Annotated in this window: 24 protein-coding genes and 1 pseudogene; 17 read left to right on the forward strand and 8 right to left on the reverse strand. The window is 39.1% G+C overall.

Annotation, left to right across the window (positions count from 1 at the left end; all coding sequences use genetic code 11):
* Nucleotides 1–105: 105 nt before the first annotated feature.
* The 7 genes and pseudogenes from CYO90_RS01650 (at nucleotide 106) to CYO90_RS01675 (ending at nucleotide 7,367) form a co-directional block, all read left to right on the forward strand.
* Nucleotides 106–528, forward strand: coding sequence for a copper chaperone PCu(A)C (locus tag CYO90_RS01650; protein ID WP_103578207.1), 423 nt, complete (start codon nucleotides 106–108; stop codon nucleotides 526–528).
* Entirely contained in the window at nucleotides 528–992 is a 465-nt protein-coding gene (locus CYO90_RS01655; RefSeq protein ID WP_103578208.1) for a hypothetical protein, read from the forward strand. The genes CYO90_RS01650 and CYO90_RS01655 overlap by 1 nt, the downstream gene beginning before the upstream one ends.
* A 9-nt stretch (nucleotides 993–1,001) precedes the next feature.
* Nucleotides 1,002–1,544 carry an SCO family protein gene (locus tag CYO90_RS01660; RefSeq protein WP_103578209.1) on the forward strand — a complete coding sequence of 181 codons (543 nt, stop codon included), beginning with the start codon at nucleotides 1,002–1,004 and terminating at the stop codon, nucleotides 1,542–1,544.
* Between the two features lie 175 nt (nucleotides 1,545–1,719).
* Nucleotides 1,720–2,385, forward strand: a pseudogene (locus CYO90_RS10740) (PDC sensor domain-containing protein); the annotation flags it as partial.
* Between the two features lie 792 nt (nucleotides 2,386–3,177).
* Complete coding sequence (locus CYO90_RS10745) at nucleotides 3,178–3,618, forward strand: methyl-accepting chemotaxis protein (RefSeq protein ID WP_429827811.1); 441 nt, start codon at nucleotides 3,178–3,180, stop codon at nucleotides 3,616–3,618.
* 193 nt (nucleotides 3,619–3,811) lie between these two features.
* On the forward strand, nucleotides 3,812–4,528 hold the full coding sequence (locus tag CYO90_RS01670) for a basic amino acid ABC transporter substrate-binding protein (RefSeq protein WP_103578211.1): 717 nt from the start codon (nucleotides 3,812–3,814) through the stop codon (nucleotides 4,526–4,528).
* 100 nt (nucleotides 4,529–4,628) lie between these two features.
* Entirely contained in the window at nucleotides 4,629–7,367 is a 2,739-nt protein-coding gene (locus CYO90_RS01675; protein WP_103578212.1) for a M16 family metallopeptidase, read from the forward strand.
* Between the two features lie 139 nt (nucleotides 7,368–7,506).
* Here the strand turns inward: CYO90_RS01675 and CYO90_RS01680 are convergent, their stop codons facing one another.
* The 3 genes from CYO90_RS01680 to CYO90_RS01690 are packed head-to-tail and all read right to left on the reverse strand — an operon-like array spanning nucleotide 7,507 to nucleotide 9,006.
* Entirely contained in the window at nucleotides 7,507–8,406 is a 900-nt protein-coding gene (locus CYO90_RS01680) for a hypothetical protein (protein ID WP_103578213.1), read from the reverse strand.
* A 51-nt stretch (nucleotides 8,407–8,457) separates the two neighbouring features.
* Entirely contained in the window at nucleotides 8,458–8,709 is a 252-nt protein-coding gene (locus tag CYO90_RS01685; protein ID WP_258030622.1) for a nicotinate phosphoribosyltransferase, read from the reverse strand.
* A 3-nt stretch (nucleotides 8,710–8,712) separates the two neighbouring features.
* On the reverse strand, nucleotides 8,713–9,006 hold the full coding sequence (locus CYO90_RS01690) for a putative quinol monooxygenase (RefSeq protein ID WP_012140151.1): 294 nt from the start codon (nucleotides 9,004–9,006) through the stop codon (nucleotides 8,713–8,715).
* A 161-nt stretch (nucleotides 9,007–9,167) separates the two neighbouring features.
* On the opposite strand from CYO90_RS01690, the gene CYO90_RS01695 reads away from it, so the two are divergent.
* Nucleotides 9,168–11,621 carry a molybdopterin-dependent oxidoreductase gene (locus tag CYO90_RS01695; RefSeq protein WP_103578214.1) on the forward strand — a complete coding sequence of 818 codons (2,454 nt, stop codon included), beginning with the start codon at nucleotides 9,168–9,170 and terminating at the stop codon, nucleotides 11,619–11,621.
* 88 nt (nucleotides 11,622–11,709) lie between these two features.
* A complete protein-coding gene (locus CYO90_RS01700; protein WP_103578215.1) occupies nucleotides 11,710–11,907 on the forward strand; it encodes a threonine aldolase in 198 nt (65 codons plus the stop codon).
* 129 nt (nucleotides 11,908–12,036) lie between these two features.
* Here CYO90_RS01700 and htpX read toward each other — a convergent pair whose 3' ends face one another.
* From htpX to ribA, 5 genes are read right to left on the reverse strand one after another with little or no spacing between them, the layout of a single operon-like run.
* Nucleotides 12,037–12,903, reverse strand: a complete 867-nt coding sequence (htpX, locus tag CYO90_RS01705) for a zinc metalloprotease HtpX (protein WP_103578216.1) — start codon at nucleotides 12,901–12,903, stop codon at nucleotides 12,037–12,039.
* A gap of 8 nt (nucleotides 12,904–12,911) precedes the next feature.
* A complete protein-coding gene (locus CYO90_RS01710; protein ID WP_103578217.1) occupies nucleotides 12,912–13,277 on the reverse strand; it encodes a hypothetical protein in 366 nt (121 codons plus the stop codon).
* Nucleotides 13,274–13,468, reverse strand: coding sequence for a hypothetical protein (locus CYO90_RS01715; RefSeq protein WP_103578218.1), 195 nt, complete (start codon nucleotides 13,466–13,468; stop codon nucleotides 13,274–13,276). Before CYO90_RS01715 ends, CYO90_RS01710 begins: the two co-directional genes overlap by 4 nt.
* The gene (gene rsmG, locus CYO90_RS01720) at nucleotides 13,465–14,031 is read right to left on the reverse strand and encodes a 16S rRNA (guanine(527)-N(7))-methyltransferase RsmG (RefSeq protein ID WP_103578219.1); all 567 of its coding nucleotides are present in this window, start codon (nucleotides 14,029–14,031) and stop codon (nucleotides 13,465–13,467) included. Before rsmG ends, CYO90_RS01715 begins: the two co-directional genes overlap by 4 nt.
* Entirely contained in the window at nucleotides 14,031–14,594 is a 564-nt protein-coding gene (gene ribA, locus CYO90_RS01725; RefSeq protein ID WP_012001491.1) for a GTP cyclohydrolase II, read from the reverse strand. The genes rsmG and ribA overlap by 1 nt, the downstream gene beginning before the upstream one ends.
* Before the next feature lie 68 nt (nucleotides 14,595–14,662).
* Between ribA and hemB the strand changes: the two genes are divergently transcribed.
* The 8 genes from hemB to CYO90_RS01765 all read left to right on the forward strand — a co-directional run bounded on the left by hemB (nucleotide 14,663) and on the right by CYO90_RS01765 (nucleotide 24,951).
* Entirely contained in the window at nucleotides 14,663–15,634 is a 972-nt protein-coding gene (gene hemB, locus CYO90_RS01730; protein ID WP_103578220.1) for a porphobilinogen synthase, read from the forward strand.
* Between the two features lies 1 nt (nucleotide 15,635).
* Nucleotides 15,636–16,553, forward strand: a complete 918-nt coding sequence (gene argF, locus CYO90_RS01735; protein ID WP_103578221.1) for an ornithine carbamoyltransferase — start codon at nucleotides 15,636–15,638, stop codon at nucleotides 16,551–16,553.
* A complete protein-coding gene (locus CYO90_RS01740; RefSeq protein ID WP_103578222.1) occupies nucleotides 16,550–17,035 on the forward strand; it encodes a DUF2603 domain-containing protein in 486 nt (161 codons plus the stop codon). Before argF ends, CYO90_RS01740 begins: the two co-directional genes overlap by 4 nt.
* Nucleotides 17,028–18,389 carry an oxygen-independent coproporphyrinogen III oxidase gene (gene hemN, locus CYO90_RS01745; protein ID WP_087583685.1) on the forward strand — a complete coding sequence of 454 codons (1,362 nt, stop codon included), beginning with the start codon at nucleotides 17,028–17,030 and terminating at the stop codon, nucleotides 18,387–18,389. Before CYO90_RS01740 ends, hemN begins: the two co-directional genes overlap by 8 nt.
* 121 nt (nucleotides 18,390–18,510) lie before the next feature.
* The gene (locus CYO90_RS01750; RefSeq protein WP_103578223.1) at nucleotides 18,511–20,181 is read left to right on the forward strand and encodes a TolC family outer membrane protein; all 1,671 of its coding nucleotides are present in this window, start codon (nucleotides 18,511–18,513) and stop codon (nucleotides 20,179–20,181) included.
* A gap of 22 nt (nucleotides 20,182–20,203) precedes the next feature.
* Nucleotides 20,204–20,863, forward strand: coding sequence for a transglutaminase-like cysteine peptidase (locus CYO90_RS01755; protein ID WP_002941104.1), 660 nt, complete (start codon nucleotides 20,204–20,206; stop codon nucleotides 20,861–20,863).
* Entirely contained in the window at nucleotides 20,860–22,809 is a 1,950-nt protein-coding gene (locus CYO90_RS01760; RefSeq protein WP_103578224.1) for a bifunctional diguanylate cyclase/phosphodiesterase, read from the forward strand. Before CYO90_RS01755 ends, CYO90_RS01760 begins: the two co-directional genes overlap by 4 nt.
* Before the next feature lie 3 nt (nucleotides 22,810–22,812).
* Complete coding sequence (locus CYO90_RS01765) at nucleotides 22,813–24,951, forward strand: type I secretion system permease/ATPase (protein ID WP_103578225.1); 2,139 nt, start codon at nucleotides 22,813–22,815, stop codon at nucleotides 24,949–24,951.
* The last annotated feature ends 2 nt before the right edge of the window (nucleotides 24,952–24,953 follow it).

Consider the following 24,953-nt stretch of genomic DNA (forward strand, 5'->3'; position numbering starts at 1 on the left):
TAATTATAACCTAAAAAATTTCAATTTTTAAATTTTAAAGGGAATTTTAGTTTCTTTATATGTATAATCTGAAAACCATTATTAATTTACCATAAAGGAAAAAATATGAAAAAACTTGTTTTTGGTGCTATGCTAGCAGCTTCTACTCTTATGGCGGCAGATATAAGCCTAGAAAATGTCAGAGCAAGAGACACAAAGCCTGGCACAAACAATAGCGCTATTTTCATGAATATCAAAAACGCTTCAAATGCCGATGTAAAGCTAGTTGGCGTTCATTCAAGTGTTTGCAAAAGCACTGAAATTCACACTCACAAGATGGAAAATGGCATGATGGCTATGGTTCAGGTTAAAGACGCCGTGATCCCAAAAAATAGCGAGACAAAGCTAGCGCCTGGCGGTCTTCATATCATGCTTATGGATCTAAATAGACCTATAAAAGATGGTGACAAGGTTGATCTGGAGCTTAAATTTAGCAACGGCGAGAGCATCAAGCTTGATAATATCGGAGTAACCAAAAACTTTAAATAATGAAAAAAATTCTAATCCTTTTTTCACTCATTTTTATCGTGGCAGGCGCTTTTTGGATGGGTCATAAATTTATGGTCAGCAAAGAGGATCCGCCTGAATTTGCCGATGTAAATACATCGCTTGATCCTCTAAAATGCGATCTAAACAAAGATGCTTGCGAGGTGAAATTTAATGGCGTTAAGCTAAAGATAGACATCTCGCCAAGACCGATCTTTGCGATGAGGCCGTTTAGCTTTAAGATCATTAATGGCAAAGATTTAGGGCTAAAAGATCCAAATCTTGTAATCGATGGCATAAACATGAACATGGGCTTGATAAAAGCCAGACTTGATCAAAGAGGCGATAATCTAATAGCCCAAGTCGTACTAAGTGCTTGCGTGGTCGATCTTATGAGGTATAGATTTAAGCTGCTTGATGGCGAAAAGGATACTGGATTTTTTGTCGATCTTGATCTAAAAATGTAAGGGCAAATGATGAAAAAGACACTTTGGGGCTTAATAATAATCTTAATATGTGCTGGTCTTGCGATGCTTTTTATAAAGCCAAACAAGTATGATTTTAAGGCGCTTTCAGAGCATGGCGAAGTGAGCCTTAAAAATTATAACGGCAAGTATAAAGCGATATATTTTGGTTATCTTTACTGCCCCGATGTCTGCCCTACTACGCTCTCTCTTGTGGGCGATGAGCTAAATAAACTAAAAAGAGACGACTTTGAGCTACTTTTCATCACTCTTGATCCTGAGCGTGACACGCCTGAAAATTTAACCCTAATGGCAAAAAATTTCTACAAAGATGCAGACGGGCTAAAGATGAACAACCTGCCAAAAGTTGCTAAAAACTACGGCGTAAAATACCAAAAAATGCATCTTAAAAACTCTGCTATGGGCTACTCTGTCGCTCACAGCTCTGCTATCTACCTGCTAGATAAAGATGGGAATTTCTACAGCGAAATTTCAAATTTAACTAACGAAAATATCAGAGAAAATCTTTTAAATTTAATAAAAGATAGACCTTAAATTTAGACAAAAAATTACATTTTTTCCGCTAAAAATATCTCAAAAGCTATATAGCTCTTTTTAAACTAGCCGATATAGACAACATAAAATCATATGTAAAAGAATTCGTGTGAAGTCAATCACCAATAAAATAGCACTAATGTTAATAGTTGCTCTATGTATATCGTTTGTGGCTATGTCAGCTGCTAGTTACTACACCGCTCAGAACAAGACTATTGAGTTAGTTAGTCAAAATCAAGATCAAATTTTAAAAGATGCAAAATCAGTAGCACAAAGTTTTATTGCTGATTATAGCGATGCTTCAAAGAGACTTACTAAAAATTTGACAAATTTAAATAGCGATGATGAATTTATATCTAAACTAAAAGCAGAAAAAGAAAACTCTAATGATATCGTTGGCGATATCTATTATGGCATAGAAAGCGAGCCTAAACTATATGTAAGCACCGGTGAAATACTAACTAAGGAAAAAGATGATTATGACGCTAGGACAAGAGACTGGTATAAGGAAGCTAAAGATAGTGGCAAAACAGTCTTTTCAGAACCTTATGTAGATGCAACAACAAATAGGTTAGTCATCACATTCTCCACTGCACTTTATAAAAATGGTAAAGCAGTTGGTGTAAGTGGTATAGATGTTGATAGTCAAAGCATTGCTGAAAAACTGCTTGACATGGGAAAGACTGAGTTTGGTTATATATATTTTATGAACAAAGATGGCGTAGTTTTAGTTCATGATACATTAGACCTACTTGGCAAAGCTGTAAAATCCACAAAACTTTTAGCTCAAAAATATGCAAATAAAGATTTTGATGAGAATGGTCTCATATCCTATACAAACGAAAAAGGCGAAAATGTAACTGCTAAAATTTTACCTATAAATGACGACGGCTGGCTCGCAGTTGCTGCGATAAATGCCGATACTTTCACGAGCCAGACTATGCCCCTCCTAAAGATCCAGCTAATCCTAGCAGTGCTATTTATCGTTATCCTCTCAGCATTTGTCTATTTCTTACTTAAAAAGTCTCTTAACCCTATAAAAACCATCCAGTCTAAGCTTGATGATCTATTTAAATTTGTAACTTACGAAGCAAAAGCACCAAGCAAGCTAGAGGTGAGATCAAATGATGAATTTGGCGAGATGAGTAAAGCGATAAATGAAAACATCGATAAAGTCATAGCTGGCATCAAAAAAGATAGCACTATGATAGATGAGCTAAATAAGGTAGCAAATTTAATGATCAAAGGAAACCTTGGAGCAAAGATAGGCTCAACTCCAAACAACCCATCGCTAAATGAACTAAAAGAGCTACTAAACAAATTCTTTACATCTATCTCAGCAAATTTAAAGGGCATAACAAATGTTCTTAGCTCATATACTAAAAATGACTTTACAGCAAAGGTTGAGATAAATGAAGAGCTAGAGGCTGACCTAAAGGCTATGATACTTGGAGTATCAAACATGGGCGATGTAGTTTGCTCTATGCTAAACTCAAATTTAAGCCAAGCACAGCTACTTGAAGAAAAAGCTAAACTTCTAGCTGAATCAGTATCTAAAGTAGCTAACTCAGCTAGTATCCAAGCAAATAGCTTACAAGAAAGCGCAGCAGCAGTAGAGCAAATGAGTAGCTCAATGAATGCAATAAGTCAAAAAGCAGAAGATGTAACAAGACAATCTGAAGAGATAAAAAATATCATCGTAATAATAAGAGATATAGCAGATCAAACAAATTTACTAGCTCTTAATGCTGCAATAGAAGCAGCCAGAGCTGGAGAGCATGGTAGAGGATTTGCAGTTGTTGCTGATGAAGTTAGAAAGCTAGCTGAGAGAACTCAAAAATCTTTAAGTGAGATAGAGGCTAATGCAAATGTATTAGCTCAATCAATAAATGAGATGAGTGAGTCTATAAAAGAGCAAAGTGAAGGCATAAATATGATAAATCAATCAGTTGCCCAAATAGATAATCTAACAAAAGAAAATGTTGTAATTGCTAATAAAGCAAATGAAGTAACAAGCGATGTTGATAATATGGCAAAGACAATAGTAAGTGAAGTAAGAAAGAATAAATTTTAATCTTTAACTTACCCTTAGAGCTCCTATTATTCTATCCCTTAAAATAATTAGGGGATAGAACTTATCCATAAAATTTATATGCTACTTTGCTATACGATTATTTATAGCATTTTTCTTTTATTGTAAATTTAAACAATTTTTAATAGATAAATACTGATAATTAAGCTACTAAATCACCTTAAAGGACACTATTATGAAAAAGATCTTTGCTCTTTTACTGACAGCTTTTGTTGCTCTTTGTGCAAATGAGCTAAAATTTGGCACAGCGGCAAACTACCCACCATTTGAATATATCGATGAAAACAACAAAATAACAGGCTTTGACATCGACTTGATAGACGAAATTTCAAAGCGTGCTGGCTTTTCATACAAGATCATAAATATGAGCTTTGATGGCCTCATCCCAGCGCTTAAAGCTAGTAAGATAAATGGCATCATAAGTGCGATGAGCGCGACTCCTGATAGACTAAAGTCGATTGACTTTACAAAGCCATACTACCTAACTGAAAACATCTACCTAAAGAAAAAAGGCAACGACGCTTTAAAAGCTAAAGAGGAGCTAGCTGGCAAAAAAGTAGGCGTGCAACAAGGCACCATCCAAGAGCTAGCTGCAAATGCGATAAATGGCGCAAAAGTAGTGCCTTCAGAAGATACTGTGCCACTCATCATGGGGCTAAAAGTTGGCAAATTTGACGCAGTTATCCTTGATAGCTCGATAGGCTATGGCTTTATCAAGAAAAACCCTGAAGTAGAGGCATTTTTCAAAGAGGTTGATGGTAGCGAGGGCTTTTCAATCGCTTTTGACAAAAACAAAGAGAGCGAGCTTATCGCTAAGATAAATCAAATTTTAGATGAAATGAAAAAAGACGGCAGCTACGACGCACTGCTTAAAAAATACGAACTAAAATAGCACCTCCCAACTAGCCTGCAAATTTAGCAGGCTAGCTTTATCTTGCATTTTAAAATTTATACTAAAATCCGCTTTTAGATAGAAATTTAAAGGACGGATTATGAGAAAAATTCTGCTACTTTTGTGCCTAGCACTTAGTCTCTTTGCCTTGCAAAATGACAAGGATATGCTAAGTGGCGAGCTAAAAAACGGGCTTAAATATTATATAAAAGAGAATAAATTCCCGCAAAATACAGCCATCTTTTACCTAGTCGTAAACTCAGGCTCGACTGATGAGAGAGAGGGCGAGCAGGGGCTTGCGCACTTTTTGGAGCACATGGCGTTTAATGGTAGCCGTGACTTTAGCAAAAATGAGCTCATTAAACAGCTCGAGAGCCTTGGGGTTAAATTTGGCGCTGATCTAAACGCGCAAACAAGCTACGATCAGACGAGTTACACGCTAAGCATAAATGTAAATGAGAAAAATTTAAAGGATGTTTTCAAGGTCTTTTCAAACTGGATCGATGGCGTAAAGATCGACTCAGGTGAGCTTGATAAGGAGCGAGGCGTCATAATGGAGGAGGAGCGCCAGCGAAATACGCCAGCATATAGGCTCTATCTTGCCCAGAGCAAGGACATCTTTGCAGGTAGCATCTATCAAAAAAGAGTGCCAATAGGCGACATGAACGTGATAAAAAGCGTGGATGCTAAGCACATGCAAGAGTTTTACGAGAGGCTTTATCAGCCAAGATTTATGAGCTTTGTGGCTGTTGGCGACTTTGATAAAAACGAGATAAAAGCCCTGATAGAAAAAAACTTTAGCGCAGCAAAAAACAGCAACTCATACGTTCATCCAGACAAAAGCATCGCTTTTAAAGATGGGCTAAATGTCTTTAACTACGACGCAAACGAGACGGCAGCTCAGTTTGTAAGACTTAGCTTTTTTGATAAATTTAAGCCGGTTTCAAACGAGGCTGATGTGAAGCGAAATTTAAAAGATGCGCTAATAGCTAGCCTTATAAATATGCTTTATGAGCAAAAAAATGCAAACAATTCATCAAATTTAAGTGTTGATTTTATGGCGCAAACGCTTCAAGCAAAGCAAAAAATTTATAGCTTTGAGGCAAATGTGATCGGAGATGATTTTAACGCTAGCCTTAAAGATATGTTAAGCGTTTTAAAGGGCATTGAGAAATTTGGCTTTAATAAAGGCGATTTTAGCGATGTGAAAAAGGCATTTGTGGCAAATGTAGAGGCTAAATTTAAACGCTCAAAAACTAAAAAATCAAGCGTTTATGCAAGTGAAATTTTAAATATGATCGAAAATGGCGGCTTTGTGCTAAGCGATGAAGATAGCAAAAACCTTAGCCTAAAGCTCTTAAACGAGATCACGCTAGAGGATGTTAATGCTAGATTTAGGCAAATTTTAGCCATACCTGATGAGCGCGTGAGAGTCTTTAGCAAAGATGGCTTTAAGCTTAGCAAAGATACCTTTTTAAAGCTAAAAGATGAGGCAAAACCTTATGATACAAATTTAGCTAGCCAGAGCCTAAATAAGAGCCTTGGCAATGAAAATTTAGAGCCAAAAGATATCGTTTCTAAAGAATTTGATCAAAAGCATGGCATCTACACTTATAAGCTGCCAAATGGCTCGCAAGTCATCTTTAAGCCACTAGCCACCAAAAAAGATAGCATCTTGTTTGCAGCCATTAGCAAGGGCGGTACTTCAGATCTTGCCGATCCTAAGCTTGGCGGCTTTGCGGTTGCGCTTACAAATGAAAGTGGCGTTGGCAAATTTAACAACTACGAGCTTTCAAAGGTGCTAAACGACAAGATAGTAAGCTACGAAAAGAGCATAGAGGCGCTTACACAGGGCATTTACGGCTCTTCAAGCAGTGGCGATCTTAGCTCGCTGCTAGCTGTTATAAATTTAGAGTTTAGCTCGCCAAGAGCCGATGCAAACGTGCTTGAGAGGATAAAGCAAAGAGCAAAAGATGAGCTAGCTAAAGAGCAAAATTTACCTGAATATAAATTTAGCACCGAATTTAGCAAGTTTTTTTACGAAAACAATAGGCGTGGAGCGCCCATTGAGATGGCGCAGATCGACGCGCTAAAGCTAAATGAGTTAAAAGAGATTATCAAAGATAAATTTACAAACGCAGCCTCATACACATTCGTAATCATCGGCGACACCGATGAGCAGAGGCTTTTGCCACTTGTTAAAAAGTATATCGCCACCTTGCCAAAGCTTGGCGAGGCCGAAACTTTTAAAGATGACGGCGTGCGAAGCATCAAAGGGCAGCACATCTTTAAAAGGGAGTATCAAAGCACAAAAAGAAGCGATGTGAGCATGGATATCGTAAATTTAGATACAAAATACAGCTTCAAAGAGGTGGTCAAGCTAAGAGCGCTAAGCTCAGTCTTAAAAACGGCGCTTCGAGAAAAGATAAGAGAAGACAAAGGTCAAACATACGGCTTTAGCTTAAATACTAGGCTCGCTCGCTATCCGTATGAGCACTCAAAGGCGGTGATCGGCTTTACTTGCGACCCTGCAAACACGGATAAGATCATCGCCGAGATAAAAGAGATAATAGCTAGCATCAAGCGTGATGGCGCACTTTTGCCAAAACATTTGGAGGATTTTAAGGCGCAAAGTGAAATTTCTATAAAGAAAGACTACGAAAAGCCTGAGTTTTGGCAAAGTCTCATCATCTCAAATAAAATTTTTAACACGCCACTTTACACGGCTGATGAGTATATAGATGCGGTTAAAGCGCTCACAAATGACGATATCAAAGAGGCTGCTAGACTATATCTAGATGAGAAAAATATGGTGATAAGTATAAATAATCCAAAGTAGAAATTTTTTTTTGGGGGGGGGTAGCTGGCTCTTTAAATTTTAAACCTGAGTAGAAATTTTGGAGCTAAGCTAGCTCTTTAAATCTAAGCCTGAATAAAATTTAGCGCGCTAAGCCAGCCCTAAAATTTAAACCATAAAGCTAAGCTATTATATCCTTTGGCTTTAGCTTGTTTAGCTTTTGCACCAGATCGTCAAAGCTCGCGCCATTTTCGACCTCGCGCCTTATAAATTCCTCAAAAAATTCGCGTTTTATATCCTTATTGGTATAGGTCACGCTCTTTTTGGTAACTTGCATAGGCTTAAATTTCTCTTCTTCTATATCCTCATCGCCATCTTCTCTAACTGGCACAAGAGCGATATTTTGCAGCACATCAGCGATATTTTCGCCCTTTTCATAGCTTGTTTTTAGAAATTTCAAAAACTCATCTTTGCTATTTTTATCAGCGTAGCTTACACGATGCGGCATCGCTTGACCTAGGACTTCTATGCGTTTTTTAGCCGATGTTTGCTCATAAGAGAGAGCGCCATCCTTAAAAGAAATTTTCACATTTGCATGCTCGCCAAGTATCCTTTCGGCGGTAAATTCCAGCCATTTGTCTTTAAATTTATCGATACTTAGATCAGAGTCTAGTAAATTTGTAGCCTCACGGTTTAGATAAAGTGTGCCATTGGCGTGATTGATTAGAATGTTCAGGTTGTCGGTGCTAGCAGATATTTTGTAAGTTTTGTTAAACTCATCTACGCTAAATCCGTTTTTCTCGCTAGTGATGATGGAATTTAACCTCCAAAGCTTCGTGCTATCAACGAAATTTTTAAGACTAGCAACTTCATCTTTACCCATAGAGCTATCAAGCCCGTTCATCTTGCCCCAGATAGAAATTTTATCATTTGACGAGTAGCCAGAAAGTGATAGATGCTTGAAGTCTAGGGCATTGGGAGAAATTTTTACTCTGTCTAAATTTTCAATAGTTGTTGGCTGCTTATTAAAAGCGTCTTGATAGTTAAAGCTTTGATTAAGTCCATTTAGTGCGTTTATCATGTCAAATCCTTTAACACTATATCGGCAAATGGATTTAAATTTTAAATGGGATTATTTTTTATTGCGGTATTTTTCGAAAATGGCGATCATCTGGTGCGAGTCTTGCGCGACTTTGAGCTTGTTTGGGTTTTTGCTAAGTAGCTCTTCTCTTAAAGCGTCGATGAACTCCTTATCTTTTTTGCAGGCTTCAAGGCTCACACGTCCTCTAAGTATAGCCATAAACATAATATCGGCAGTCGCGTTTATCATCTCAAGCATCTTTTCTTCGCTCATTTTTTTTAAATTTTGCCCTTTTTTAAGCAAATATTATTCCTTTACGCTTACAAAATTTATTATTTTCACCTCTTGACTCTCTTTGCAAGCCTCCAGTGCAGCCGCATTTTTCACCATGTGAGCGCTCTTCATATGCTCTTTTTGGCTCTCTAAATTTTCCCAGCTCTCCATAAAGCAGTATTCGCTTTTAGTGCCCGCAACTACGCCACACTCGTAGCTTATGCAGCCTTTGTCTTTTCTTGAAGCTGGCACGATCTCTTTTAAAATTTCTTCAAATTTCGCCTCACATCCAGCTTTTAACTTTACATTTACATAAAATCCTACCATTTCTTATCCTTTAATATTTTTTTGGCTAAAATAACGCAATTTAGACGCAAGTTTGCGTATCACATTACAAGGCCTTTTCATGACAAGATGATACAAAATACTAAATTTATAACTCATAAAACCAACCAAAAACAGTAAATTTAACCAAAATCGGAGAAAAAATGAAAAGACGAGACTTTTTAAAGCTTGGTGCCTTAAGTGCAGCAAGCCTTCAAGCAAAAGAGCTTGACGGAGCAGCTCAGGCGCTCTTTGACAAGCAAAGCGGGCTAAGCGCAAACAAATTTGGCCCATTTTATGTAAAAACTATCGCAGGCCGCGTTGTAGATACTGAGCCATTTGAGGGCGATGCGTGCCCAAATGAGCTAAACAACGCACTTCTTGATCATATCCAAAATGAAAGCCGTGTAAAATATCCATTTGTTAGAAAGAGCTTTTTGGCTGACCCAAACAACCCAAAGCCAGAGCTTCGTGGCAAAGAGGAGTTTGTGCGCGTGAGCTGGGATGAGGCGATAAAGCTAAGTGCGAAAATTTTAAAAGAAAATTTTGATAAATACGGCGCTGAAGCGATATACGGACAGGTTTATCAGTGGGGTAGCCTTGGCAAAGTTGGCCACAGCCAAAAGACCGCAAAGAGGCTACTTAACGTGCTTGGCGGATATGTAAATGAGCTTGGTGGCTACTCATACGGCGCAGCGACTGTCATCATGCCTCACATCACAGGCTCGATTGATCCAACGCTCGCGCCAACAAAGTGGGAGGCTATCTTAAAAAATGCCAAAACGATCGTATTTTGGGGCACAAACCCAGTCGTTTCAAACAAGATCGCCATTGGCGTGCCGCTTCACAACTCATATAAATACTACGATGAGATCAGAAAAAAGGGCGAGAGCGGCGAGATGAAAATTTATAGCGTCGATGTTTATCACAACGAAAGCGCAAGATATTTTGGCGCAAAGTACCTTGAAGTTGTGCCTTGCACCGATACGGCGATGATGATAGGTATGCGTAACTACCTTTTTGAAAAGGGGCTTTATAGCAAAGAATTTATAGAAAAATACACCGTTGGCTTTGATAAATTTAAAGAGTATATGCTCGGCACAAAAGACGGGGTCAATAAAAACCTAGCTTGGGCAAGCAAAATTTGTGGCGTGAGTGAGCAGGAGCTGGCGAAATTTAGTGAGGATCTAGCTAAAAACGACTCAGTCATAGTTAGTGGCTACGCCATCCAAAGGCAAGATCACGGCGAGATGGCCTACTGGGCGCTTGTGACACTAAATGCGATGCTTGGACACATCGGCAAAGAGGGTTGTGGTTTTGTCACAAACGACGGCATGCACAAAAACGCTGACGAGAGCTTCATAGCGCCAAAACTATCGGCTTTTGAGACAAAGGTGCCACAAAAATTCATTGATAGCGGTCTTGTGCCAAAGACTAAGGGCTATGAGCTGCCAAACTCAAGGCTCATAGACGCGCTTTTAAGCCCTGGCAAAGAGATAACTAGAAATGGCAAGAGCTACAAGCTACCAAAAATCAGAGTGATGTTTAACGCCAACGGCTCGACATTTACAAGACATCCAGAGACTAACAGGGCGATAAAAGCTATGCAAAAAGTGCAAGCGATCATCACTTGCGAGCCATTTTGGACGAGCACGGCTAAATTTAGTGACATCGTCCTGCCAGCTGCGCTAGAGTGCGAGCGAACGGACATCGAGATGGCAAACTCAACTAACGAGTATCTCTTTGCCATTAAGCCGCTTGTCGCGCCATTTGGCGAGAGTAAGAGCGACTTCGAGATCGCAAGGCTCATTGCAAAAGAGTGGGGCAGAGAAGAGGCATTTACCGAGGGCAAAAGCGAGCTAGAGTGGGTCAAAGAAATTTACGAAGATGCCGTTAAAAAGGCTGCTGGGCTTGGGTATGAGAGCATGCCAAGCTTTGATGAGTTTTGGCAGAAGGGATATTTTAGATTTGACAAGGTCGATGAGAAAAAACGCTACTTTACAAACTACAAGAAATTCCGCGATGACCCAGTGGCAAATCCGCTAAAAACGCCATCTGGTAAGATAGAAATTTACTCTGAAACGGTCGCTGGCTTTGGCTACGACGACTGCCCACCGCATGCGACGTGGCTTGAGCCCTTTGAGTGGCTGGGCGCAAAAAATAAAAAATACCCTATCGCCATCAGCGGCGCGCACTCTAAATTTAGACTTCACTCGCAGCTAAATAACTCTGTGCTTCGCCATTTTAACGAGATCGCAGAGCGCGAGCCAGTGCTCATAAATCCAAAAACAGCCGAGGCTAGAGGGATAAAAATGGGTGACGTGGTGAAAATTTACAACGACAGGGGTGAAATTTTGTGCGGCGCGTTTGTTACCGAGGACGTGCCACAAAACGTCGTCATCGTAAGCGAGGGCGCTTGGTACGACCCAGATGTGCCAGGTGAGAAGAGCCTTTGCTTGCACGGAAATTTAAACGTGCTCACAAAAGACGTGCCATCAAGCAAAATGAGCCAGAGCAACACCGCCCACACTAGCCTTGTCGAGGTCGAGAAATTTAAGGGCATGCCAAAACGTGTCAGGGCGTTTGACGCACCAAAGATCGGCGCAAGAAAGGCCTAAAAGTAACACTTTGAAAATTTAAAGTGCCAAAAGCTATCCTTTTTTAAATAATTAGGGTTAAAATCTAAGGAAAAAGAAAGGATAGCTCATGAAAATAGCCGAAATAGACACTCCAGCACTGCTCATAGACAGGGAGATAGTGCTAAAAAACTTAGACAAAATGCAAAAATATGCTGATAAATTTAACGTAAGCTTAAGACCACATACCAAAACGCACAAGATGCCATACTTTGCAAAACTGCAAGTAGAGTGCGGAGCAAAGGGCATCACGGTGGCAAATTTTTAAAATCTAAATTACTTATTTGTAGGTGTACAGTTAGTATAACTTTTTATAATAAATTTGTGCTTTGGGTTTATGAAATTAATGATTTGTAAAAATATAGACTTTTTATCAAGGTTACTACTATACTATGAATTACACTTCTTTTGTGATTTCTCGTTCTAGTTTTTGTAGCTCGGCGATCCTGTCGCTAGTGCTTGGATGCGTTCTAAAAAGCACACCAAGCTTGCTAGTTAGCGAGCCAAATGGATTTACGATAAACATATGAGCGCTTTGCTCACTTGCGTTTTGCATAACGTAAGAATTTGAGTAGTTTTCAAGCTTTCTTAGCGCGCTGGCCAGCCACTCTGGGTGTCCCGTTAGATAGGCTGCGCCTTTGTCCGCCTTGTACTCGCGCTCCCTTGAGATCGCCATTTGGATGATCGTAGCAGCTAGAGGCATCACAACTGCGATGATTAGCATAATTACTGGGTTGGCGTTTCTTTGTGAGTTTTGATTTTGCCCGGCTACGGTGCCTATCTTGGCGAAATTTGCGACCATCGCGATAGCTCCAGCTAGTATGGCAGCGACTGAGCCAGTTAGGATGTCGTAGTGTCTTACGTGACTTAGCTCGTGAGCTAACACGCCCTCGATCTCGTTTTCATTTAAAATTTTTAAAAGCCCCTCGGTTACTGCAACGGCTGCGTGACTTGGGTTGCGGCCTGTGGCAAAGGCATTTGGCACCTCTTCTGGGATGATGTAAATTTTTGGCATCGGCAAATTCGCCTTTTGTGTGAGGCGAGAGACGATCTCGTAAAGGCCGTGAGCGTTGCTCTCATCGACTGGGATGGCGTTATATCTTTTTAGCACGAGCTTGTCGCTGAAAAAGTATGAAAATAGGTTCATGCCAGCCGCCATCAAAAAGGCGATCATCATGCCTTGTTCGCCGCCCACGTAGCCGCCAACAGCGATAAAAACTAGCATCAAAGCAACCATTAAAAAAGCGGTTTTGAAAATTTCCATTTTTGTCCTTATTTTTTTATAGCATTTGGCAGGATCGCCGCGTCGATCTCAAATTTCGCAAGCTCGCAAAGGCTTGTTTCACTCTGGATCAAAACAGCGATAAGCGCGTCAAATAGGTAGTTTTGCGCGATTTTTGCCAGATCTTTTGCTAGCGTAATATCGGCAATAATAAATTTTGCTCCAGCGGCGTTTGCGATGATAGCTTCGTTTATGTCATTTGCGATAATACTAAAGTTTGCTCCAGCTTCTAGCGCTCTTTTTATCAAATTTCTATCAAATTTAAAGAGATTTTGCCTATCGCTTGAAATTTCATCTTCGCTTTTGCAAAGATATAATGGCTCAAATTTGATCAGCTCATCACCCAAAATTTTCATCTCTTACCCTTTATGCACTCTTTACAGATGTATTTTCCGTCCCTTAGCACCATTTGGTCGATGTCGCTAAAGACACCGCATTTGCTGCACTCCGCGAAGTTACTGGTGCTTATCTTATCGCTTTTTTTTCTATTTTTAAAAAATATGATGTAAATCGCAACCAAAATCGCTACAAAAAGCAAGTATTTCAACGTATCTCCTCTTGGTTTTTGAGATTAAAATATATGTAGTTTCTATTTTTTTCATTGTAAATTTGCGCGTCTATGCCTGAAATTTCATCCATGACGCTTGAGCCCTTGTATATGAGAAATTTAGTGCTCTCATCATAAAACCCCTCGCAAATTTTTATAAGCTCTTTTGTCTTGCTAAGCGCCCTTGAGGTGATGAGATCAGCCGTAAATTTATCTGCAAGCTCGATCTTTTGGCTATGAACTTCTAAATTTTGCAAACCAAGCTCGATCTTAGCGTAGCTTAGAAATGACGACTTTTTGGCTATCGGCTCAAAAAGGTGCCACTTAGTGCGCGGCATCGCAAGGGCTAAAAATATCGCTGGAAAGCCAGCTCCACTGCCCACATCGATCGCCGTTTTGGCGCTTAGGTCAAAAATCTCAAGCGGCTTTATGCTATCAAGCACCTGCTCGCTTATGTCTTTATAGTTGCTTAAGCTATGAACCTTGTTAAATTTAGCAAAAATTTGAGCGTAAGCCTTTACTTTTTCGTCAAATTCTGCTGGCAAGCAAAGCTCATTTTTCATCACAAGATGTGCCCCATTTGCTCTTTTTTTACTTTTAAGTAGCCTTCGTTAAATTTATTAGGCTTGATGACGATAGGCACGCGTTTTACGATCTTTACTGAGCTTAGTCCGTGAAGTTTTAAAGGGTTGTTTGTGAGTAAATTTACCTCTTTTATGCCGTAGTGATTTAGGATAAAATCAACCACTTCATACGTCCTCTCATCAGCCTTAAAACCTAGCTGGTGATTGGCTTCTATCGTGTCAAAGCCCTTGTCTTGGAGGCTATAAGCGTTTATCTTGTTTAAAAGCCCGATATTTCTGCCCTCTTGACGCAGGTAGATGACCATGCCACCATTTTCTTCTATGTATTTTAGGCTCGCTTCAAGTTGGTCGCGACAGTCGCACTTTAGGCTCCCGATCGCATCGCCAGTTAGGCATTCGGAGTGAATTCTAAGATTTACTACTTCGCTTAAAGGCTCTTTGTAGATCACAAGGTGCTCTTTTGCCCCTTCTTTGAAGGCTTGAACCTTATAAGTGCCAAATCTTGAGGGTAGATTTGCGGCGTTTGAAATTTCTATTTTCATTTTAAATTTACTCCAACTGTGCTAAACTAGCTAAAAATCACGCATTTTAACAAAGAAAAGGCAAAAATATGTTTAAACGTTTTAGAAGATTAAGAATAAATCCATCTTTAAGAGACATGGTAAGAGAGACTAGCCTTAGCGTAAATGACTTCATCTATCCACTCTTTGTAGTCGAGGGTAAAGGCGTTAAAAACGAGATCGCTTCGATGCCAGGCGTCTATCAAATGAGTATCGATGAAATTTTAAAAGAGTGCGAAGAAATAGTAAATTTAGGCATAAAATCGATCATTTTATTTGGCATACCAAGCCTAAAAGATAGCGTTGGCAGCGACGCACTAAGCAATGACGGCATCATCGCAACTGCGCTTCGTGCCATAAAAGATAAATTTCCAAATTTAGTAGTCGTCACTGATCTTTGCTTTTGCGAATATACAGACCACGGCCACTGCGGCATAATCGATCACGTACACAACACCATCGACAACGATGCCACACTTGAAATTTCAGCCAAACAAGCCTTGATACACGCTCAAAATGGCGCCGACATGATCGCACCAAGTGGCATGATGGATGGCATCATCGCAACGCTGAGAGAGACGCTTGATAGCAATGGCTTTGAGAATTTACCAGTGATGGCGTACTCGACTAAATTTGCCTCAGCCTACTACGGGCCATTTCGTGATGTAGCGCAAAGCGCACCAAGCTTTGGCGATAGAAAGAGCTACCAAATGGACAGCGCAAACCGCCTTGAAGCTATAAATGAGAGTTTACAAGACGAGGCACAAGGCGCTGATATCTTGATGGTAAAGCCTGCACTTGCCTATCTTGACGTCGTTAGAGAGCTTAGAAATTTGACACTTCTGCCACTTTGCGTCTATAACGTAAGCGGCGAGTACGCACTGCTAAAAGCTGGCGCAAAAGCTGGTATCATCGACTATGAGCGCGTCATGATGGAGACATTAATCGGCTTTAAAAGAGCAGGGGCAAATTTGATCATCACCTATCACGCAAAAGAAGCGGCTAAAATTTTAAGGGGCTAAGATGAGGCACTTTTTGACGCTAAATGACTTTGGTAAAGACGAAATCGAGCAGATGATAAATTTAGCCCGCAAGATCAAAAAAGAGGCGAAGGCTAGAGAATTTAAGCCATATCTTAAAGACCAAAAGCTTGCGATGATATTTGAAAAAAGCTCAACTAGAACGAGAGTGAGCTTTGATGTAGGCATGCATGAGCTTGGCGGATATGCGCTATTTTTAAGTAAAAATGATATACAAATAGGACGTGGCGAGCCGATCCGTGACACCGCTAGAGTTATAAGCAGGATGTGTGATATGGCTATGCTTAGGGTCGATAAACACGAGACGCTAGAAGAATTTGCTAAATTTTCAAGCGTACCAGTGATAAATGGGCTAAGTGATAAATTTCACCCAGTGCAGCTCATGGCGGACTATCTTACCATGCTTGAATTTAGCGCAGGCGAGAAGGTCGCATACGTAGGGGATGGCAACAATATGACTCACTCGTGGCTCATGCTAGCAAGCAAGCTTGGCCTTGAGCTAAGAGTGGCCACGCCAAAAGGCTACGAGGTGGATGCTGAAATTTTAAAAATGGCCAATGAAAACGCAAAAATTTCAGGTGCGAAAATTTTTATCACAAATGATATAAAAGAAGCCGTAAATGGTGCCGATGTAGTGACTACGGACACTTGGGTATCGATGGGTCAAGAGGCCGAGAAAGAAAAGAGGCTAAAAGACTTTGCTGGATACTGCGTGGATGAAAATTTGATGAGTTTAGCTAAAAAAGACGCAATATTTTTGCACTGCTTGCCAGCTTACAGAGGCTACGAGGTGAGCGAGGCGGTCTTTGAAAGGCACGCGGATGAAATTTTTAGCGAGGCGGAAAATAGACTTCATGCACAAAAGGGCGTGATGGTCTGGTTAGACGAGAGAAGAAGATGAGTGAAGAGAAAAATATATATGATGAGATAGATGAGATCGGTAGTAACCTTGGGCTAAGCGAGCCTGAAAAAACGGTCTTTGAGATAGTTTCAACGAAAAATCCAAACGAGCACATTTTAAATTTAAAAAGTGGCTCTTGGGACTCGAAAGAGCCGTGGTTTGGCATTGATGAAAATCAAAATTTACACACGGTCATTTCTGTACAATCGCTCTCAGCTTTGATAGAGGCCTTAAAAGAGTCGCAAAAAGAGAATTTTGACCTAAGGCTTGAAAAGACGATCTGGCAAAATATCCCAGTTGATTTTAGCGATGTTTGGGTGGTTGCGATGGATGAGATCAAAAAGATCGCTCACGATAAAAAGAGCAGGCAGTTTAACATCGACCTTGATAAGCTGGTAAAAAATATCAAAAAAGAGCATCCAAATTTATTTGTAGATATAAAAGAGATGATCCAAATGGCAAGGAGCAGGGCAGATGATTGATTTTAGTGCGTATGTGAAGTATTCAAGGCCAGGACCAAGATATACGAGCTATCCGACAGCACCGGAGTTTAGTGACAAATTTAGCTATGAGGCTTACGTAAAAGAGCTTGAAAACCGCGATAAAAAAAGGCCGCTTTCGCTTTATTTGCACTTGCCATTTTGCAGGAGTGCTTGCTATTTTTGTGGCTGTAACGTCATCTACACGAGCAAAGAGGACCGCAAAGAGAGATATATAAGATATATAGAAAAAGAGCTTGAAATTTTAGCTCGCCATCTAGACACAAGCACTGAGGTCTTGCAGATGCACTTTGGCGGCGGCACCCCGACATTTTACAATGCTGCCCAGCTTGATGAGATCATCAAACTTATCAAGGCTAAATTTAAAAATTTCTCAAAAGAGGCTGAGATAAGCTGCGAGATAGACCCGAGATTTTTGACAAACGAGCAGCTTGATGTGCTCATATCTCACGGCTTTAACCGCATAAGCTACGGCGTGCAGGACTTTGATGAGAAAGTGCAAAAAGAAATTCATAGAATTCAGCCCTATGAGATCACTCAAAATGCCGTAAAAATGGCTAGGCAAAAGGGCATAAAATCAATAAATATGGATCTAATTTACGGTCTGCCATATCAAAGCCTAGAGAGCTTTAAAAAGACGCTTGAGCTTGCTCTTACGCTTGATCCTGATAGGCTTGCAGTATTTAACTACGCTCACGTGCCATGGATAAAAAAGTCAATGCGTAAATTTGATGAGACAACCTTGCCAAATCCAGAAGTGAAGCTTGAAATTTTAAAATTTACAGCCGAGTTTTTGACTAAAAATGGCTACAAAATGATAGGAATGGATCACTTTGCAAAGCCAAATGATGAGCTTTTTGGTGCTTTGGCAAATGGCACTTTGCATAGAAATTTTCAAGGATATACGACAAAAGGTGGCGCTGATCTTATTGGCATAGGCATCACAAGTATCGGCGAGTGCAAAAGACACTACGCGCAAAATCATAAAGATATGGATGAGTATGAAAAAGCGATCGATAGTGGAAAGTTGCCATACGCAAAGGGAATTTATCTAAGCGATGAAGATTTGCTTAGAAAAAGCGTAATCATGAGTTTGATGAGTAATTTTGGGCTTAATATCAAGGCAGTTGAGGATGAATTTCATATAAATTTCTTTGAACATTTCAAAAATGAGCTTGAAGAGCTAAAGAATTTAAGTGAATTTGTCGATGTTACGACAGATAAAATCAGCGTAAATGAGACAGGAACGCTGATAATACGAAATATTGCAATGTGCTTTGATGAGTATCTTAAGAAAATTCCTGAAAATTTAAGGCGATTTTCTAAAACAATATAATTTTTATTGCAATATGCTTAAGCCGCATTTAATATTTCTTAGTATATATTAGTGTAAGAGAATGTTTAAGCATTAAGCTTGATTACAAAATTTTAATTTAAAGTAAAAAGGAAATTTATTTATGAAAAAAGTATTAGCAATTAGTGCGTTAGCTACAACAGTATTGTTTGCTCAGGATAATTCATATAGAATTTTTTTGACTTCCTTTACTAAAGAAGACAGTCAATCAAAAATTAATAGTACTATTGAAAATATAAAAAATAAAAAAATAGATAAAAAATTAACTATAGGTATTTATGAAGTTGGTGGAAGAAGATTTTTGTATATTGATACGGTTCCAGTCTCTGAAGATAGAGCCAATGAGTTACTAGTGACATTAAAAAATCAGCCAGATTACAAAGATGCTGTAATGGTAGCGAAAACTTCAGCAACAAATGTTCAATTAGATCAAAAATCAAAGATAGAACAAACTATATCGGCTGAGTCTAAACCAGTAGCACAATCTGATAATAATGTTTTAACTCTAGAACAAGTTGTAAAAACTATTTTAAATGAAAATCCAAGCTTAAAAGCTACAGAATTTAACTACTTACAAGTTGGTAAAGATCTAAAAATATCTAAAAATGCTTATTATCCAACACTTGATGCAGCTGCTAGAGTGGGATATGAGAGAAAACGTCTTGATGACGGAATTTCAACGAGAAGAGGTGATGGTAGAGTATCTGGTGCATCTTTAACTTTAGTTGAGAACCTTTATAATGGTGGTGCCGATAAAAATAGAATCAACTCTCAAAGTGCAAGGCTTGATTCAGCTGCTTACACAGTGGCTCAAGCTGCAGATAGACTATCGCTTAGTGCTGCGAACGCCTACTTGCAAGTTCTTCAAACAAAGAGAATTCTTGACATTGAAGAAGAAAATGTAAAAAGCCATGAAGAAATTTATAACCAAATCAAAGATAGAGCCGCATCAGGTTACGGCGTAGCTTCTGAAGAGAGACAAGCTGGCTCACGCTATACTTTGGCCCAATCAAACTACATAGCTGCTAAAAACAACTACGAAGACGCTCTTTCTACATTTGAAAAACTATATGGAAGAAAAGTTGCTGCTAAAAACCTAGTAATGCCTGAGTTTAACCTGCCATTGCCAAGCACTAAAGAGGCTGTTTATGACAAAGCTCTTCTTTGTAATCCAACGCTTCTAGTTCAAAGATCAAATATCGCTATGGCTGAGTCAGTTGTAAAAGAGAAAAATGCACCTTTCTTGCCAAAACTAGATCTTGTTGTATCAGGTGCTTATGATCACTCAAATGTTTTATATGATGATTATGAAGAGCAAACATTTGATGCTCTTTTAAGACTAAACTATAACCTTTACAACAAAGGTAACGATAAACTAGACAAAGAGAAAAGCCAACTTGCTGCCCAACAAGAGCAACAAACCATGGACAACCTTGTAAGAGAGCTTAAAGAGTCTTTAGAATTCTCATGGCAAAACTATGTTCTTAGCCAAGAGAAAATGGGGTATTTAAACCAACATGTTGAGTATTCTAAGGCTACACTCGACGCATATCAAGATGAGTTTAGAATCGGTCGCCGCGACCTTATCAATCTACTTGATGCAGAAAACGAGTACAACACAGCTTTAAAAGAGATTGCTACAACTGAGACTGCACTATCTTATGCAAAATATAGATTGCTAGATAACATGGGTATGGTTTCAGATAGTTTTGAGCCAGGCTTTGCTAAGAGATATATTCAAGGCGCTTGCAGTATTCAAAACGACTTAAGATAAAAATTTAAAAAGTGATATGACCATGAGGGTCAAAGCAAAATTCTGGACGCTTACTTTAAGCGTCCTTTTTTCGTTATTAGCATTAAATGCTGTCGGGGATTTTATAAAACAAACAACGATAGCAAAGGTGGCTAAAATTTATGGAGAAGATGCAAGAAGAAGGGCATCGGCATTAAATTCTTTAATGACTTCATTGCAAGATGCAACCGAACAAGAGAAATTAATAAAAGTAAATGATTTTTTTAACTCTTTTAGGTGGGTTGATGATATGCAAATTTGGCACAAAAAAGATTACTGGGCTACCAGAATGGAATTTGTAGGCAAAGGCGCTGGTGACTGCGAAGACTACGTTATCGCAAAGTATTTCACCCTAAAGCAACTTGGAATTCCAACTCAAAAATTATACTTCACATACGTTAAAGCCTTAAGATATAACCAAGCACATATGGTTTTGGCATATTATGATACACCAAAGTCTATTCCATTAATTTTAGACAACATAAATGGTAAAATAAAAATCGCAACTCAAAGAACAGACCTTGTGCCAGTTTATAGTTTCAACGGTGATTCGCTATACTTGGCAAAACAAGAAGGTCTTGGTCAGGCAATACCAGGTGGAAATAAAAAACAAAATCCTAAGTGGATGGAACTAATAGATAGGATAGGAAAAGAGGATTTATGACGCTATTTAAACAGATTATGATCGCTGTGATAGCTTTTGGCATCGTGATTTTTATGGCTGTTGGCTACTTAAATTTTAAGAGCCTAAATGGATACATCAACGACCAGCTCGGTGAAAACGCAAGACACACAGCAAACTCACTTGGACTTGCTTTAAAGCCGATTGTTGATCCTGAGGATATGTCTTTGGCACAAACGATGATAAATTCTATGTTTGATAGTGGCAGATACAAGCTCATTAAACTTGAAGATGTCGATGGCAAGGTGCTTATAGAAAATTCTCAACAAACTATCGTTAAAGATATCCCTGAGTGGTTTTACAAGATCGCTAAATTTGAAGCTCCTGTTGCGACTAGCGAGATCATGACTGGCTGGGCTAAATTTGGTACTCTCTATGTTCAAGGCAGCACAGCACTTGCCTACAACGAGCTTTACTCAAACTCAAAAAATATTTTTAACTTTCTAGCTTTAATGATCATCATCGCTCTTGTCGTGGCGTTTTTTGCTCTTAAGGCGATATTTAGACCACTTGTTAAGGTGCAAGATCAAGCTGAAGCGATACTTGATAATAAATTTATCATCCAAAAGAGAATTCCATTCACAACCGACCTTAAAAAGATGGTGCTCGCCATGAACTCGATGGTTAGCAAGGTTCAAGACATATTTGAAAGAGAGGCCGCAACACTTAGCAAGTATCAAGAGCTTTTATATAAAGACTCTATGAGCGGCACTTACAATAGAAGATTTTTCCAAACTAAATTTAGTGAGTATCTAGCAAGCGAAGAGTATTCAAGCGGTGTTGCTTCGCTTGTTAGCTTTAAAGATCTAGCAGGGCTAAAAGGCGTTCTTGGCTTTGAAAAATGGCAAAGTGTCATCATAAAAATAGCCCAAATTTTACAAGAAAAATCAACCGAAAATGACCAAAATGCGATCGTTGCAAGGCTAAATGACAACGATTTTATCTTGCTTTCTTACGGTAAAAACTCATCAAATTTCTCAGCTCTAAACGATAAGATCATGGCTGAGTTTAAAAAACTCTATGCAAATTTCTCTATAAATGATAGCGAATGCCCAGTCAATGCTGCTATTGTCGAGTATTCGCCAAGCACTGATATGAGGACGCTACTTACATCAGCTGACGTTACTTTGGCTAGTGCAAGACTGGCTGGCTGCTTTACTTGCAAAGAATTTAATGTAAATCAAAACACCCTAGTCATCGGCAAAGAGAAATACAAAGAGCTTATCTTTGACTCTATAAAAGAGGATAAATTTAAATTTGCAGCTCAAAAAGTAGTTGGTTTTGACTCAAACTTCGAGCAGTACGAACTTTATCTAAGACTCGTTGATAGCGAGGGCAAATGGCGTATGGCATCATACTTTATGCCAATGGTAAATGAGCTAAATTTAGGTGCGATGCTCGATCTTCATATCCTAAATAGAATCGCTAGAATTTTGCCTGAAAATATCTTGCCTCAAGGAAGCTTGGCGATAAATTTGGGTAAAGAAATACTAAGCTCGGATGAAAATTTCTCAAAATTTGAAGCTACACTTAAAAAAATCGCTCAAATTTCAAAATCTAAAAACTATATAGAAATTCCAAACAAAGATGATATTAGTATCGAAAGTATAGTTAGACTTACTAAAAAATTAAAAGAACTCGGCTTTGGTTTTGGATTTGACCACTTTGAACTCAGCGCAAAAGGCATTGAGAAGCTAAAAGAATTTAATCCAGACTACGTAAAGATCCAGTCAAGCGTCTTAATCGACTTTTTAAGTGATAAATCAGGAGCAAATACAAAACAATCACTAGATGTTGTTTTAAGCTCAAAAGATATCATTTTGATTGCGATCGGCGTTGAGAGTGAAGAGCAAAAGAGTAAGCTAATTGAGCTTGGCATTAAAAATATGCAAGGAATTTACATAGATGAAATCAAAAATATTGGATGATAGATGCATAGCGATAAGATAAAAGACGAACTGCTTCAATGTTTGGTGATCTTTACCAAACTTCATAACAACCCTTATAGTGCCGATGCTTTAACTATCGGTTTGCCTGTAAAAGATGGCGAAGAGATCGAGCTTTTTTCACTAAAGAGCTCGAAGTCTTTATTTTCTCGTGCAGCTTCTCGTGCTGGCTTTGCATCGACGCTTGTCAGAAAAGACCTTGATCAAATTTCGCCTTTAGTTTTGCCTTGTATCTTGATACTTAGAGGCAAAAAAGCGTGCATCTTGCAATCTTTCAGCGAAGACAAAAAGATGGCAAATATTATCACGCCTGATCTTTCAACTGGAACCAGTACGATAGAAACAAGCAAGCTAAAAGATGAGTATCTAGGCTATGCTTACTATCTAAAACGTGAATTTGTCCCAGAAGATACAAGCTCAACAAAGCTCATCGACGCTGGCAATGACCACTGGTTTTGGGGCACTTTAAAGCGCTCTAAGAAAATTTATTTAGACGTGGTTGTTGCAAGCTTTATCATAAACTTATTTGTCCTTGCAAGCCCACTCTTTACGATGAACGTCTATGACCGCGTTGTGCCAAATAACGCAGTTGAGACACTTTGGGTTCTAGCGCTTGGTGTGAGCGTCGTTTATGGCATCGATCTATTTTTAAAATTTGTTCGTTCATATTTTCTTGAGATTGCAGGCAAGAAGAGCGATATCATTATGAGCTCTATCTTGTTTGAGCGAGTAATGGATATGAAATTTAGCAATAAGCCAAAGTCAGTTGGTTCATTTGCTAGCAACTTAAAAGAATTTGACACAGTTAGAAATTTCTTCTCATCTGCTTCGCTTGCTGCCATTGTGGATCTACCATTTGCGTTAATCTTTTTGATAGTTACTTATTTTATAGGAAGCTACCTTGTGCTTGTACCTATCGTTATCATGATAGCTATTTTGTGCTATACATTTTTTATAAAAGATCCACTTCAAAATGCGATCAAGAGCACATTTGAGGCTTCAGCTATGAAAAATGGAATTTTGATAGAGAGCCTTAGCAGCTTGGAGACCATTAAAACTCTTGGTGCTAGCGGTCACGTGCAGTGGAACTGGGAGGAGGCGACTGGCGAGATAGCAAACAGAAGCATCAAATCAAAAATAATCACTACTTCAATCACAACTGTGACTTCATTTTTGGTGCAGTTAAACACCATCGCTATCATCGTTCTTGGTGTCTATATGATACAAGATACGCACCTTACTATGGGTGGTTTGATCGCTGCTGTTATGCTTAGTTCTCGTGCGATTGCCCCTATGGGTCAAGTAGCCTCACTAGCTGCAAATTTCGAGCAGACAAAGACAGCTTATCAAAGCCTTAGCAAGATCATGCAGATGCCAGTTGAAAGACCTGAGGGCAAGAAATTTGTTAGAAGAAATTCTTTTGATGGCAAGATAGAGTTTAAAAACGTTAGCTTTACTTATCCAGACACCACAAAAGGCTCACTTGATAGGATAAATTTTGTCATTCAGCCGGGTGAGAAAGTAGGCATCATCGGCAGAAATGGCTCTGGTAAGACAACCTTGCAAAAGATAATCCTAGGTCTTTACGCACCTACTGAGGGCTCAGTGCTAATTGATGGTATCGATATAAATCAAATAGACCCAGCTGACCTTAGAAGAAATATCGGCTACGTGCCACAAGATGTTGTGCTATTTAAGGGAACGGTTAGAGAAAATATCGTTCAAAAAGCTCCTTATGTCGATGATATGCAGATCATTAAGGCGGCTAAGGTAAGTGGCGTTGATGAATATGTCAATGCTCACCCACTTGGTTTTGATATGCCTGTCTTTGAAAGGGGCGATGGCATCAGTGGCGGTCAGCGTCAAAGTATAGCCGTGGCTAGGGCATTTTTGCTTGATAGTCCTATCATCTTGCTTGACGAGCCTACAAATTCGCTTGATAATACAGTTGAAAGCAAGCTAAAAGCAAATTTAAAGGTAAATACCGTAAATAAAACCATGATTTTAGTAACTCACAGAACATCGATGCTCGATCTTGTTGATAGGCTCATAGTGATGGACAACGGCAAAATTTTACTAGATGGTCCAAGAGACGAAGTTTTAGCTAGACTTAGTGGGAAGTGATT

The organism is Campylobacter concisus, from assembly GCF_002913745.1.
GTDB classification, from domain to species: Bacteria; Campylobacterota; Campylobacteria; order Campylobacterales; family Campylobacteraceae; genus Campylobacter_A; species Campylobacter_A concisus_R.